The organism is Candidatus Dechloromonas phosphoritropha (assembly GCA_016722705.1).
GTDB classification, from domain to species: domain Bacteria; phylum Pseudomonadota; class Gammaproteobacteria; order Burkholderiales; family Rhodocyclaceae; genus Azonexus; species Azonexus phosphoritrophus.
In genome coordinates, this window is record JADKGN010000004.1 from 1,840,176 (window position 1) to 1,854,404 (window position 14,229).

Below are 14,229 nucleotides of genomic sequence, written 5' to 3' on the forward strand. Positions count from 1 at the left end.
ATCTATGTGGGTCAGCACTCGTGAGGTCATAGCATGTAGAGCTCTCGATACCAATGCGTCCATTGGTTGAGAGCGTCGTCTTGAACCGCCTCCGCCGCCCGCAACAGAGCATCCGAGTCGAAGACGGAGAATTTCGGGGAGTCACCAATCAGGCCCTTGAAGGCATCGAGGGATTCGTCCAGATGCGGATTCGCCGGATGTTTAACGACCGAGAATGATGCGTGGGCGTACGGCTGTCCTTCATCCTGCTCCATCGCCAAGGCCAGCAGCAGGTTGCGCCAGAGCTGGTTCATTCCGCCTTGAAACGGGCATTGGGCATGGTTGGCATGATTGACGAAGATGCTGCGGTTGCGTTCGGTGATGTCCCAATACTTCCGCTTGCCAAAATCGTGATGAAAACAGGTTCGCTTGTCCCGCAGAATGTCGGCAAAACTGCTCTCGCAGTTATGCCGCGCTTTGTCGCGGTCCTTGCTCCTGGGTCCGCTGCATGGCGTAAACTCTTTTTCCGTAAGCTTGTGCTCGATCAACCAAAGGCAGAGCTCACCCTCCCGGTTGCGGTAGGCAATGGCAATATCTGAGTCTGTTCCGTGGCTCCCTGACTTGTCACCCAACGGGCCACGGTCGGCCGCATCAGATCCGAAATTCCCGCCCCAGAATTCCAGACAATAACCGTGGTCAAGCTGGTCCGTCGCTAGTGACGCGAAGTCCGGCTTGACATGAATCAGGATGTCACTGGCTGCCGTGTGGTGCAGCACGGGCAGGAATAGATTGATGTTCGCCGCCTGCGAACTCGCCATGTGATAGAAATGCGAGTGGATGCGAAAACGGTTTCGCTGTCGGTGCACGGACAGATTGCCCAATAACGATGAGTGCAGGTGCGGCATTGCCTCCTGCCGCATGTGCTCATCGGGCAGGATGGCGTCGTATGCGATGCCTCTGGAGTGACCTGGTTCGGTTGTGATGTGCTTCCACTTCCAGTTAATCAGGTGGACATACAAACCTTCCTGAAAGCTGCTCAGGTTTCCCGGAAGCCGGTAATCCTTTCCGTGGATGCGCTCGATTTTCATACGAGGCGGATTCTCCCGGTGAGCAGTTCCTGCATCTGGCCCTGTTTGAGGGCGCCATCATGGGTTTCTCGCGCTGGGTTGCCCATATCGTTCATGCCGGAAGGGCTTCTGCCAAGACTTCCGTCTGCACATAACGCTGAAAATCAGAGACCGAAGTGAAGCATCGGAAGCCCGCCTGACTGGCGATGCCGATGGTCTCCGTGCCCTCATTCAGCAAGAGCGTCACGGGCTGGCTCAATTCCTCCTGGAGGCCGTTCGGCCAGGCTAGGTCGAACACCGCTTTCTGCTCACCGGTGGCGGCGTCGGCGAAGTCGTAACTCAATATCCCGGCCGGAAGCCCCTGTGCTTTTATCCAATCATTCACGGCTTCGAGCTGCTGTTCTTCTTCCTCGCTGGCAATGCCGCCGCTCGCGGCAGCGACTACGGGAACGGCGGCGGCTGGACCGGCCAGCCAGCGGGTATCACCGTGCAGCAGGTCTTCCATGCGGCGATTCAATTCAGCGGCAAGGAGCACCTTACGGGCTTCGAGGAACGCCAGGAAATTCTCGACCTTCCACAGCACCGGATCAGTGGGAATCCACTGCGACGCCAACGCTCCGGGGTGGGTCTTCTCGACTTCGCGGAAATACTCCTCCGGCAGGCGGTCGCTAATGTCGAGATTCGTGTCCTTTGTGAGAAAACAGAAATTGCCCAGCGCATTCACCTCGGGTCGCTTGAATTCTCGCTTGTAGAGTTGCGCCTTGGGAAAGATGTGATGCACTTCCAGCCGGCTCATCTTGCCGAGGAGGTTGGACTTGAGCGGAAGGCCAGTCCCCCAGTCCCGTGATTCGCCCATGCGCGTCAGCAGATACAGCACCGGATAAAAGCGTGCGCCGAGGCTCCAACCCGTAAAATGTCCTGGCTCGGCGCGCAGGCCGCCATGCCACAACCGCAATTGCTCAAGTAGCTTTTCAAGCCCCCCGTCAGGCCCCTCAAGTGCCGCCAGATCCTGATCGATAAACGACTCTGTCGAGCCCGAGAAGCGGCCCCACATGCCTGCCTGCACGAACCAGAACAGCAGCTTGTCGCGCTCCTTCACATCCATCGGCCCGCTGCGCTGGTCGAGGTAGCGCACCATCACCGGCACGCCAAACCGGCCGAAGAAAACTTGGTCGTGATCGAGTCCCAGACGCCCGCCGATCAGGTTAAGGCTGGTATCCACATGCTTCGTGGCACGTTTGAGACCGTCTTGAATCTCAGCCGCGCTCTTCTCGTGGAGAAACTGGAACTTCGCTTCCCCGGTCAGCGCCGTATTCACCGAGCGCAAAAGCCAGTCGAGGTTGAAATGATAATCCGCCTTGGCCCACTCTTTGAGCTTGGCCTTCATTGTATCGCGGGCCTCGGGCCAATCGGCGCAAATCTTGGCCAGCGCCAGATCGCCTTTGGAGAGCTTCGTGCCTCCGCTATTGACCTGGTTGAAGATGTCCACGACCACATCCAGCGTCTTGTCTGCTCCGGTGACTTCCTCGACGTGAAGATCAACATCGGTGATGCCGAGCAGCCGACTGAGCCGACCGACGTAATCGCCAACCTTCGTCACCAGGATGGGCTGCGCGCTCAGACGGGTTACGAACTCTCCCAATCCGGCTGTTCCCTTCTTCATCAACTCCGTGACATCAATCCACAGCGGTTCGTCTTTCATTTTGACCGGCTGATAGAACTCGAACGCCTCGGTATCAAGATGAAAGCGCAGCCCCGTAAATGCCTTGGCGTTGCCGTCGAAGAACTTGGGCGGCCGGCCGCGAACGACGCCATAAAGCGAGGTCATGCGTTGCTGGCCGTCGAGGAGGAGCTTCACCACGCCGGCGGCCAGTGGTCCGTCCCCTCGATGCGTCGCAGTCTTGGATTCAGTGGCCCAAACCAACAGCCCACCCACGGGTCGCCGGAGGTAAAGCGAGCGGAACAGCTTACGCACTTGCTCGCTGTTCCATACATAGCCGCGCTGGAACTCGGGCAGGGCCATGTGGCCACTGTCGATGTGGTCGAGGATTGTGGAGATTCTCATAGCAGTCGTCTTCTTCCGGTGAGGAGTTCCTGGATCATGCCTTCATCCGGGAGGGTTGAGGGATGAGGGTTTCTGGCAGGTAGAGGGGGTGGACCGGAGTGCCGTCCTGGGCAAGCCGCAGGTGGCAGAGGCCTTGGTGGTGGCTGAGGAGGGTGGCGATTTCCTCGCCCCGTTGGCGTAGGGCCTTCGGAGGCTGACCGTAGGCCAGAACGACAGTCAGGGCCTCAGCCGCCATTTCAAGGATCATCCTGTCGTTCTCCGGGCCGACGGGATCGGCTACTTCCAGCAGTCTGTTTTTGTCGGTGGCACGGTAGGCGTGGACGTTGCCGACTAGCTGCCCGCCGTAGCCCCAGGAGCGGGCAAACTTCCCCGTCTTGCGGAGAGTTGGATCACTGTAATCCGTGCAGGCCACGCTGGGGTTCATTAGCAGCCAAAGGACGAGCGGCCTGGCCGTGTCCCAGACCTCTCGAAGCTGGTAACGGTACTTCTGGCACTTTGAAAAGACGGCGGTGACGGTCGAGTCCGCCGGCCAAGCGGGGCGGACCTTGCCTCCGGGGTCGTGTTTCGGGACGTCGGGCTTCATGCAGGCCCTCCATGCAGGCCAACCTTCGCAACGCCGAGTGTTTTCGCACCGCTGCCCTTACGTGCAATCATGTCCTTGAAACCGGCCCACGGTGGGATGGTGACGGGTGGCTCAAAACCATCGTAGTCTCTGCATTTGTCGGAGATGAATTTGATGAACAGCATGAACAAGACATAGTCCTTGTACTGGCTGGCATCCATGCCGCCGCGCAGTTCATCGCATGAAGCCCAGAGGGATGAGTAGAGGTCGGATTTCTTGATGGCCATAAGGGTTTTTTTGGTGTTTCGCTGCCGGGCGGCGCAGGCCGAAAGCTTACTCTACGAACGGCAACTTTTCGGGGTGCTGCTGACGTTCATCTCGCGATTTCCGAGGCCCGCGAGGGTCGGCTCATGGCCGATTGTGTTGGAAAACTCCACATCGAATTTTTTTAGGGTATGTCACTATATTCCTTGAGGTGAGATCGTGGAATATGGCGCGATTGTGGACGTCGGTTTTCTCTATCTAACCAACCTTTTCGACGGAAACGAGTTTTTCAACAACTTCGGCCGAACCGCGACGTTTATTCTGACAACCGGTGTCAGACCAAGTCACAACTTTTACAGCGCGGCGCTACCCCAGAAAAAACAATTGCCGGCGGATGCAGAGGCCAGATCGAGTCTTGCCGCTGGCTCACCGGGGGCGCCTCTGACACGGGAAAATGGCGTTCTTTCGCGCAAAGACAAATCCTGGTCGATGAATCGCCGTCAAAAAATCGCAGTTTGCATACTTGCCCTCACTCTTCCACGGGTTTTGTCGGACAATGACGGACTTGCACGAACACAAATCCGATAACCGCCATCAACCTATTCCGCCCGAATCGACCATGAGCCTCCACTCCCTCTGCAAGCCTCGCCAATCCGTATTCGCTGCGGATCGCCGTGCCACGGTTCTCAACCTCGATACCTTCCTCAAAGGGCAGGTCAATGGTTCGGAATTCTTCGAGGAAAACTACTTCACCAACGGCATGCTCACGCTGGTGGATCGGGCATTCCGGCATCTGGGTGGCGCCGGCGCAGGTTCTTCGGTCTTTCTGCTTTCCCAGGCGATGGGCGGCGGCAAAACGCACAGCATGATCGCACTGGGGCTGTTGGCGCGTGATCCCGCGTTGCGGAAAAAGGTACTCAGTGGAGATCAAAACCCAGCACCGAATCTCGGTCGCTGTCGTGTCGCCGGCTTCAATGGTCGAAGCACCGATGCCCCTGGCGGCATCTGGGGCTCAATCGCTGATCAACTCGGCAAGGCAGAACAGTTTGGCCGCTACGTCTCGCCCCTGCTCAGTGCGCCCGGCCCAGAAGCATGGAAGCAGTTGCTCGGCGGTGATCCGCTGGTGCTATTTCTTGACGAGCTGCCACCCTATCTCGAATACGCGGTCGCCGTGCCGGTCGGCAATGCCGATCTCGGCGTGGTAACCACCGCTGCGTTGGCCAACCTGTTTGTCGCGGTTGCCGACATGGATAACGTGTGCCTGGTGCTGTCCGATCTGGCCGGATCAAATTTCAGCGGTGGCCAGGCAGCCCTTGAGGCCGCCTTCAATCGCGCGGTTCAGGGCCTCACGGGGGAAGCTAGGCGTATCGCCGTACCGATCACGCCGGTCAATCCCAACGGCGACGATCTCTATCACATCCTGCGCAAACGGCTTTTTGAGCAGGTTGCGCCGGAATCAGAGATTCAGCAGGTGGCAGGCGCATACCGTGAAGCCCTGCGTGAAGCCGTGCAAATGAACCTGACCACGACCTCGCCGGAAACCCTCTTTGCCCGCGTGACCGATGCCTACCCGTTCCATCCGGACCTGGGCGAATTGATGGCGAAATTCAAGGAGAACGAAGGCTTTCAGCAAACGCGCGGCGTTATCCGTCTGATGCAGATGGTGGTCTCCCATCTTTGGAGTTCCAAGAAAGCGGAAAGCATTGACCTGATTCACCCCTACGATCTCGATCTCAATCTGGATGAACTGGCGTCCGAAGTTCGCACCATCAACCCCTCGTTGAGTTCCGCCATCGCCCACGACATTGCCCACGGCGGGGATGCAGAAGTCGAACAGATCGATCTCGTCAATGGCAACTCCGACGCCTCGGACGCGGCCAAGCTGATTCTCGTTGCCTCCCTATCCACTACGCCCGGCGCCATTCACGGTTTGCGCGAATACCAGCTCGTCGATTGCCTACAACGTCCCGGCCGCGACCTCTCCACCTTCAAGACCAACGTTCTCGACAAACTGGCGACCCGCGCCTGGTATCTGCACAACTCCACTGATGGTCGCCTGTACTTCAAGAATCAGCAGAACCTGGCTGCCAAACTGCGCTCGACGGCGCTCTCGCTCCACTCCGAAACGGTGGATCGGATGTTGCGCGAACATCTGGAGTCCTATTTTTCCGCGTCGCTGCGTGATTGCTACCAGGTGGTCAAGGTGCTGCCGCCGCCCGACGAAGTTCAGGTCGAGCAGGAAAAGACCACGCTGGTTATTGTGCGCCCTGGGGCTCAGGCGAACCAGTTGCCCATCTCGGCCGATTGGCAAGGCTGGTGGGAGCAGCAGCAGTACAAGAACCGCGTCCTTTTTCTCACCGGCTCGCGCGACACCTTCCAGAAGGTACTCGATTCGGCCCGTCAGACGCGCGCCCTGCAAAGTATCGACGACGAACTGCGCTCCGATAACACGCCTGCCGACGATCCGCAGTGGCGGGCGCTCGATGCCCTGCGCGACCGCGTCGGTCTTCAATTCACCGCCGCACTCAAGGAAGCGTTTGACCAGATCGTCTATCCATCGATCAACGCGGCCCTGCGCGCCACCGGCACCGATCTTGCCTTTGCCGGCAACCAGAACGGCGAAGCCACCCTGCGCCATACGCTTGAAGGTGCGCAGAAATTCACCACCAAGATCGACGACGACAGCTTCCGCACCCGTGCCGAAGCCCGCCTCTTTGGTTCGGCGGACACCAAGGTCGTCCTCTGGTCCGACTTCAAGCGGGCCGCTGCGGTCAACACCAACTGGCCGCTGCATAAGCTGTTGGCGCTGGATGATCTCAAGGCCGAATGCCTGCGTCGCGGACTCTGGCGCGAAGAGGGCAATCACGTTCGTCGTGGTCCCTTTCCACCACCCGTGCCCGAGGTTGCGATACGCGAACTCTCCGTGCAGGAAGACGGCGACGGATATACCTATCTGAAAATCGAACCGCTGCACGCGCCAGCCCTCGTCTTTGAAACAGGCGATGCCGATCCCACCAGCGCCTCCAGCCCGGTGCCGACGCCCACCCGCTTTGAAGCCAGCGCTCTGCGCTACCGCTTTCTTGCCTACGATCCCACCGACATGGTGCGGGTCAGTCCGGTCAAGGAATGGACGGCAAAGCTGCGGCTCAAGTATCAGTTGCACAACCGGGGCGATCACTACGAGATCGAACTGCTAGCCCTGCCCAGGGCCAACGGCATCGTCATTCGCACCACCACCGATGGCTCCTCGCCTACCAATGCCGGCGCGACCACCTACGACGGTCCCTTCCGGGTGCCGGCCACTTGCCGCATCGTCTGCGCCATGGCTGTCTGCGCTGCCTATGAATTGAGTTCTGAGGTCGTCCGTATCACCATTCCGCAACGAGGGCAGGAGGCGCGCCCGCTGATCGATCTGATCCAGCCCGCCCGCTGGAGCCGGCAGGCTCGGCTCGATGATGCCAGCGCGGTGTGGGATTTCCTGCAACGACTGGAACTGGCTTCGGGTGTTGTCGCCCACGACATCAGTCTCACCGCCGAAAGCGCTGATGGCATGCAGAACGTCGAGTATTCCGGTGCGCTGGAGAGCGGCTACGATGCCGCCGCCGCCAAGGTTGTGGCCGAGCAATTGCAGGCTATCGTCAGCACTGGCAGCCTGCGCATGAACGTGGGGAGTCTCGCTTTCCCCAGCGGCCAGGCTTTGCTCGACTGGCTCAGGGCGACCAACCAGCAATTCGATGCGGCCAACGTCAAACAGCAAGTAAGCCAATAAGCGATGGCGCGCACAACCGTATCCGCCAACACCCGCAAGGTCGTCGGCCTCGGCTTTTTGCCCGAGGAAGCCCGCCATGGTTTTTTGATCGACATTCCGAAAGGCAGCGCTGCCAGCGAGATGATCTGCATCACCGAACATCGCGGTGCCGATCTCGATCATCTGGGAGCACGCACTGTGGAATCGCCATCACCCACCGACCACTCACTACGTGTCCTGATCGACCGCACCCGCTGGCTGGCGCTCGCCCCGGCTTTCTGGGACGAAGCCAACCGCCGCCTGCGCGCCAACGGCCTGCCAGCGGCCAAGTTCCAGAAGAACCCCGGCAAGCCGGTGCCGGTGCATCCTTCGCTCGGCAAGGAGCTTTGCATCCTGTGCTGGGCTGTGGAAGAGGCCTCGCCGGACGACATTCCCAACGCCCTGCACAACTGGGAAGCCCTGGCCCCGGAAGAGCGCTGGTGGTTGTACACCATGACTGTCGCCACCACCGGCCAGGCCATGCAAAAGGGCGTGGGCTGGCGCAAGGCGCTGCGTGCCGCCATAGCCGACAACCCCTTCGTCAAAGGCGAAGGACTCTCGCCTAAAGCCCGCCGCGAGTTGCTGGGCCATTCGCAACTCAGCCTGAGCTTGTAAAGACCATGCCCGCCTTCATCGAAACGCAATTTCCCATCGCCCGCCTCTCGGCTGAGTCTTACAAGGAGCGCAAGGCGAACAACGGGCAGACGCTCACGCGTCTCGGCAAATGGTGGGGCCGCAAGCCGCTGATCTTGGTAAGGGCGTCTATTCTTGGGATGTTGATGCCAGCATCGAGCGATGCAAGAAGAGACCGCGAGATTTTTCTCAAGATTCTTACCATGGACGATGTCGGGACATTTGAACGATGGAAGCGAAGCGAGCGATTTAGCATAGCGGAACTGGGGGTGCGCTCGTTACCGGCTGAACGCGAGTATTGGAATGAATTGGATGGACGTTGCGAATTAGCACAGGAAAAGGTCAAAGACGTCCGCAACCAGTCAAAAGACGTTCCGAAGGGCGACGAAAGGGCAAAGGCCGCCGCAATCGCCGCCATTGACGCCGCCGTGGCTGAAGTGGAAGCCTTGGGTTCGGAGCTTAATGGCTACATTGATGAGCTTCAAAAGAAGGTGTTCAATCGGCAGCCCTATGTCGGGCGGATTGCGCGTTGTGATCGACCGGAAAACGTTCAAGGGCCAACTGAATCATCATGGGCGGAAATCAACGCGCATCTGGGCACTACCGCAACCAGTTTGCCGGAGTTGATTGAACAACTTGGCCAGCGCAGTTTCGGCCACACGCCCCGCGTCGGCGACAGCTTCTGCGGCGGCGGCTCGATTCCGTTCGAGGCTGCCCGCATCGGCTGCGATGCATTTGGCTCCGATCTCAACCCCGTCGCCGGGTTGCTCACCTGGGCCAGCCTCAATCTGCTTGGCGGTGGCAAAAACGTGCAGGAAGAAGTGATGCGGGTACAGGCCGGAGCCTTGCAAGCGACCGACCGCCAGGTCACCGAGTGGGGCATCGAACACAACGAGCGCGGCGAACGCGCTGATGCCTACCTCTACTGCGTGGAGGTCAAGCCAGAAGGTTGCGAATACTTCATCCCACTCGCACCCAGTTGGCTGGTAGGCGAAAAAGTCAATGCTGTCATCAAATGGCAGCGTCGTCCAAATGCCGAGCAACTCCAACCTGAAATCGAAATTGTTTCAGACGATGAGCTTGGTGCCTGGAAAGGTGACTCGAAACGAAAAATTCTTGCCAAGAATGCGTCAGTGGATGACAGCAGAGTACTCGATCCCTTCGATCCGACTCGCACATGGGCGGTTGAAGCTTTACGCGGACCCGATGGCTTGCGTCATTGGAGCAATGAGGATGTCGTGCCCCGAACGGGCGACGTATTTCAAGAGCGGCTTTACTGCATTCGCTGGGTAAAGACTGTAATCGGAAGGAATGGCAAGCCCAAGGAAATTCGTCGCTACGCCGCGCCCGATGCCGCCGATCTCGCCCGCGAAGCCAATGTGCTCGCCCTGCTGCGCGAGCGCTTCACCGAGTGGCAACGCGAGGGCTTTATTCCGTCGAAGGCGATGCCTGAAAATGGCGACAAGACCGACGAGCCGATTCGCACGCGCGGCTGGACCCACTGGCATCATTTGTTTACGCCGAGGCAGTTGTTGATTATTGGGCTTCTGGCGGAGAAGTCAGTCAGCCTGTCAAGCGATAAACATTGCATGGTGGCTAATCTGCTAGGCATCGGCCGCCTGTCTAACTGGAGCTCCAGACTTTGTCGTTGGCACACTGGCCTTGCGCACGATAAGGGTGAAGATGTTTTCAGCAATCAAGCGCTAAATACGCTATTCAATTACTGCTGTCGTCCTCTTGGGCCTTTGCGCGTCTCATGGCGGATTATGGAGAAGCATTCTCCGCTCCTCGTTGGAAAGTACTCCAGCAACGTTTCAGATGCCCGAGACCTCAGCGAAGACTGTGACCTCTGGATCACCGACCCGCCCTACGCCGATGCGGTGAACTACCACGAACTCGGCGATTTCTTCCTCGCGTGGTATGACAAGCAACTTGGCAAGGCATTCCCCGAGTGGACGCCCGACGCCCGTGCCGAATTGGCCGTGCGCGGTGACGGCGAAGACTTCCGTCGCTCCATGGTTGAGATTTACCAGAACCTCACCCGGCACATGCCAGACAATGGCGTGCAGATGGTCATGTTCACCCATCAAGACCCGGCGGTCTGGGCCGACCTCGGCATGATCCTCTGGGCGGCGGGACTCAAGGCCACCGCCGCCTGGACCATCAGTACCGAGACCGAAGCAGCAGGCATCAAGAAAGGCAACTACGTGCAAGGTACCGTCTGTCTCGTCCTGCGCAAGCGCATCGGCAACGATCCCGGCTTTCTCGACGAGGTCTATCCGCTGGTGGAAGACGAAGTGAAACGCCAGATCGCCTCGATGCAGGCGCTGGACGAGGACGGCGAACCCAACTTCAACGACGCCGATTACCAGCTCGCCGCTTACGCTGCCGCGCTCAAGGTGCTGACCCAATACGGCAACCTCGACGGCCGCGATGTGGAGCACGAAGTATTTGCCGTGCGTGACAAAAATCAGAAGAGTGATTTCCAGGTCGTCATCGAACGCGCATTGGGCATCGCCTGCAACACCCTCATCCCTCGTGGTCTCGACAACTCATGGCGCGAGCTATTGCTGGTCGAACGCTACTACTTACGGGCGCTGGACATCGAAAGCAGGGGCGAGCGCCGTCAAGGCATGTATGAGGAACTGGCGCGCGGCTTCGGCGTCACTAGCATCAAGCCGCTGCTCAAGAGCGATAAAGCCAACGGCGCCCGCATGCATACCCCGAGCGGTTTTGCTGCCGCCGGACTCGCACCCATCGGTGAAGCCACCAGAGACAACCTGCCTGCTGGACGTGGCCGTGCCTCTTCGTCTGCGCCGCACCCCTTTGCAGCATCCTCCCTGCGTCATCTGCTGTTCGCCATCCGCGAAACCGCCGTCGCCGACAACAGCCCCGAACCGGGTCGCCAATACCTGCGCGACACCTTCGGCCAGGGCTATTGGGGCAAGCGCGAGGGCTTCGTTTTCCTGCTCGAATGGCTCGCCGCACTGGGCAACGCCGAAGGCATGAACGAGTGGATCACCGATTCCGAAGCCGCCCGCATTCTGGCCGGACGCTTGCGGAACGATCACGCCTGATGCTGGAGCGCCATTCCAGTCGACGTAATCGCCTCGACCAAACGGTTCTGGCGCAGCGCCTGGATGGTGCCGTGTCCTACGACCGCATTGCGGGTTATTTCCGGTCGAGCCTGTTTGAAGTAGCGGCGGAAGCGATCTCCAAAGTTGCCGGACCGGTGCGCATCATTTGCAACTCGGACCTCGACCCGCAAGACCTCATCACCGCCGCCGCCGCCCAGGCCGCGTTGCGCCGAAGCTGGTGCGCTGGTCGCCCGGAGGATGCGCCAGCGCTGGCTCTGCCGCGCTACCGCGCACTCTTTGAGGCCCTGACCAGCAAGAAAATGGAAGTGCGGGTGCTGCCCGATTCAGCCTTCGGGTTGATTCACGGCAAAGCTGGAGTGGTGCGTCGCGCCGATGGTTCGGCCACGGCTTTTCTCGGTAGCGTGAATGAAAGCGCCTCAGCATGGAAACTAAATTACGAGTTGCTGTGGGAAGACAGCGACCCGGCAACGATTGCTTGGGTGCAGGAAGAATTCGCTGCTTTGTGGAACGACCCGCGCGCAGTGGATCTGGCGTGCTGCCCGTTCATCGTGCAGGACGTGCAGCGAATTATTTCGCGCCGGGTGATCGAACCGGCGGACTTGCCGGCTATTACTGATCCGACAGCGGCAGCCGCTGCGGCTGCGGTGGAAACACCGGTCTATCGCCGCGAACAGGGTCTTTGGCCGCATCAAAAGTATTTCGCCCGCTTAGCGTTGGAGCGGCATCGGCTGGGTGGCGCGCGGCTGGTCCTGGCCGATCAGGTCGGGCTGGGCAAGACGGTGCAGTTGGCCATGGCGGCGCTGCTGATGGCGTTGGACGACCCCGACGGCGGACCGATTCTGGTGCTGGCGCCCAAGCCGCTGTTGCAACAATGGCAGGATGAATTGATGGAACTGCTGTTGCTGCCCTCGGCGCGCTGGAATGGCAAAGCTTGGGTGGATGAGAACGATCTGGAATATCCGTCGGAGGGCGCGAAGTCGCTCGGCAAGTGTCCGCGCCGGATCGGACTGGTGTCGCAGGGCTTGGTGGTGCGCGGCTTGAGCGAGGCGGTGAATCAATTGTTGAGCCGCCGCTATACTTGCGTGATCGTCGATGAAGCGCACCGCGCCCGTCGCCGCAAGGTGCCCAAGGTGGATGCCAATGCCGACGAAATCAACGAAAAAGCCGACCCCAACAAGCTGATGGCTTTTTTGCGCGAGATCGGCCCGAAAACCAAGAGCATGCTGCTGGCGACGGCAACGCCGGTGCAACTGCACCCGGTCGAGGCGTGGGACCTGCTACATATTCTGTCCCACGGCAACGAAAGCGTGTTGGGTGGCTGGACGCAAACCAGCCCATGGTTTCGGCCGAGCCATTGTCTGGAGATCGCCACCGGCGATGCAGCGGTTCCGACTGCCAACGTGCATGATGGCTGGCAATACGTGCGCGACCCCTTGCCGTCCCGGTTTGAAGACCCAGCTTTCGAGCGCATTCGTCGCACGCTCGGTGCCAGTGATACCCGCTGGCAATTCAACCCGGAGAGCCTGAATCAGCTCTCGACGGCGATCCAGCGCGTTCAGCTCAAGAACGGCCTGTTGCCGCACTATGGCGAAAATTTCAATCCGCTGCTGCGCTGTATTGTGCGCCGTACCCGGGCATATCTGGAAGCGACCATCAATCCAGCCACCGGCGGGTATTTTCTGCCCAAGGTTACGGTGAAGCTGTTCGGCGAGGACGACCAAGGCGCATTGAATCTGGGCAGCTATCTGCGCGATGCATATCAGGAGGCCGAGAATTTTTCGCAACTGCTCCAGCAACGGGTAAGGGGCGCCGGGTTTTTCAAAACCTTGCTTCTGCGCCGCCTGGGCAGTTCAATGGAGGCGGGCCGCCGCACGGTAGCCAAGCTGCTCGGCGAAGAGCCGGACGACACGAGTGACGAGGATGAAGACGACGCCGAGGAAGAAGTGCCGGTCCAGGTCGGGCGGCCACCGCAGGCCGTCAGCGACTTCAAGAACTTCACCGACGCAGAGCGGACATCGCTCGAGCGTTGCCTCCAACTGCTGCGTGAAGGCGGCAATAACGACCCGAAGTTGGATGCGTTGATCGGATATCTGCGCGGGACCTACCCCGGTGTCACTCGAAGCTGGCTCGATCTGGGCTGCATTCTATTTTCACAGTATTACGACACCGTGCGCTGGGTGGGTGATGAACTGGCCAAACGTGCCGAATTCACCGGCATGGATATTGGCCTTTACGCCGGCAGCAACCGCTCCGGCTTATGGCGCAACGGCAGGTTCCAGCGTTGCGACCGCAATGACCTGAAAGCCCGCGTTCGCTCGGGCGACCTAAAACTTCTGCTGGGAACCGATGCGGCCTCCGAGGGCTTGAACCTTCAGCGTCTTGGCACCCTCATCAATATCGACTTGCCGTGGAACCCAACTCGCCTGGAACAGCGCAAAGGCCGCATCCAGCGGATTGGGCAGGCACGCAATGAAATCTGGATCGCCAATCTGCGCTACCGAGGTTCCGTCGAGGACCGCGTTCATCAGGTACTGGCTGATCGCCTCGAAGCAATACACGACCTCTTCGGTCAGATCCCCGACACGCTGGAAGATGTGTGGGTGCAGGTGGCAATGAACGACGAACAAGCCGCCAATCAACTCATCGACCGGACCACGGCAACACGCAATCCATTCGACGCGAAATACAGCAAGGTGGAAGACGCCGACTGGGAAACCTGTTCGTCAGTGCTGAATGGGTTCAGCATGAAGGAGATGTTGTCGCGGGGGTGGTAA

Annotated in this window: 8 protein-coding genes and 1 pseudogene; 5 read left to right on the forward strand and 4 right to left on the reverse strand. The window is 59.6% G+C overall.

Annotated features, from left to right (window positions below; translation table 11 throughout):
* Nucleotides 1-26: 26 nt before the first annotated feature.
* The 4 genes and pseudogenes from IPP03_14680 to IPP03_14695 all read right to left on the reverse strand — a co-directional run bounded on the left by IPP03_14680 (nucleotide 27) and on the right by IPP03_14695 (nucleotide 3,960).
* Nucleotides 27-1,067 (reverse strand): hypothetical protein, encoded by a 1,041-nt coding sequence (locus IPP03_14680; GenBank protein MBL0353831.1) that lies wholly within the window; start codon nucleotides 1,065-1,067, stop codon nucleotides 27-29.
* Between the two features lie 91 nt (nucleotides 1,068-1,158).
* The gene (locus IPP03_14685) at nucleotides 1,159-3,111 is read right to left on the reverse strand and encodes a DUF262 domain-containing protein (protein ID MBL0353832.1); all 1,953 of its coding nucleotides are present in this window, start codon (nucleotides 3,109-3,111) and stop codon (nucleotides 1,159-1,161) included.
* Between the two features lie 34 nt (nucleotides 3,112-3,145).
* Nucleotides 3,146-3,694, reverse strand: coding sequence for a DUF1643 domain-containing protein (locus IPP03_14690; GenBank protein ID MBL0353833.1), 549 nt, complete (start codon nucleotides 3,692-3,694; stop codon nucleotides 3,146-3,148).
* Nucleotides 3,695-3,747: 53 nt separating this feature from the next.
* Nucleotides 3,748-3,960: pseudogene (locus IPP03_14695) on the reverse strand (type I restriction-modification system subunit M N-terminal domain-containing protein).
* 196 nt (nucleotides 3,961-4,156) lie between these two features.
* Here IPP03_14695 and IPP03_14700 point away from each other — a divergent pair.
* From IPP03_14700 to IPP03_14720, 5 genes are read left to right on the forward strand one after another with little or no spacing between them, the layout of a single operon-like run.
* A complete protein-coding gene (locus IPP03_14700; GenBank protein MBL0353834.1) occupies nucleotides 4,157-4,525 on the forward strand; it encodes a hypothetical protein in 369 nt (122 codons plus the stop codon).
* A 31-nt stretch (nucleotides 4,526-4,556) separates the two neighbouring features.
* Nucleotides 4,557-7,706, forward strand: coding sequence for a DUF499 domain-containing protein (locus IPP03_14705; GenBank protein ID MBL0353835.1), 3,150 nt, complete (start codon nucleotides 4,557-4,559; stop codon nucleotides 7,704-7,706).
* Nucleotides 7,707-7,709: 3 nt separating this feature from the next.
* Nucleotides 7,710-8,339: a DUF3780 domain-containing protein gene (locus tag IPP03_14710; protein ID MBL0353836.1), complete on the forward strand. Its 630-nt coding sequence runs from the start codon at nucleotides 7,710-7,712 to the stop codon at nucleotides 8,337-8,339.
* Nucleotides 8,340-8,344: 5 nt separating this feature from the next.
* Entirely contained in the window at nucleotides 8,345-11,434 is a 3,090-nt protein-coding gene (locus IPP03_14715) for a DUF1156 domain-containing protein (protein MBL0353837.1), read from the forward strand.
* Nucleotides 11,434-14,229 (forward strand): DEAD/DEAH box helicase family protein, encoded by a 2,796-nt coding sequence (locus IPP03_14720; GenBank protein ID MBL0353838.1) that lies wholly within the window; start codon nucleotides 11,434-11,436, stop codon nucleotides 14,227-14,229. Before IPP03_14715 ends, IPP03_14720 begins: the two co-directional genes overlap by 1 nt.

Excerpts from the sequence above, each read along its gene's own strand:
- IPP03_14705 (MBL0353835.1), top strand. The coding sequence starts at position 4,557 with ATGAGCCTCCACTCCCTCTGCAAGCCTCGCCAATCCGTATTCGCTGCG.
- IPP03_14720 (MBL0353838.1), top strand. The coding sequence starts at position 11,434 with ATGCTGGAGCGCCATTCCAGTCGACGTAATCGCCTCGACCAAACGGTT.
- IPP03_14685 (MBL0353832.1), bottom strand. The coding sequence starts at position 3,111 with ATGAGAATCTCCACAATCCTCGACCACATCGACAGTGGCCACATGGCC.
- IPP03_14690 (MBL0353833.1), bottom strand. The coding sequence starts at position 3,694 with ATGAAGCCCGACGTCCCGAAACACGACCCCGGAGGCAAGGTCCGCCCC.
- IPP03_14715 (MBL0353837.1), top strand. The coding sequence starts at position 8,345 with ATGCCCGCCTTCATCGAAACGCAATTTCCCATCGCCCGCCTCTCGGCT.
- IPP03_14710 (MBL0353836.1), top strand. The coding sequence starts at position 7,710 with ATGGCGCGCACAACCGTATCCGCCAACACCCGCAAGGTCGTCGGCCTC.
- IPP03_14680 (MBL0353831.1), bottom strand. The coding sequence starts at position 1,067 with ATGAAAATCGAGCGCATCCACGGAAAGGATTACCGGCTTCCGGGAAAC.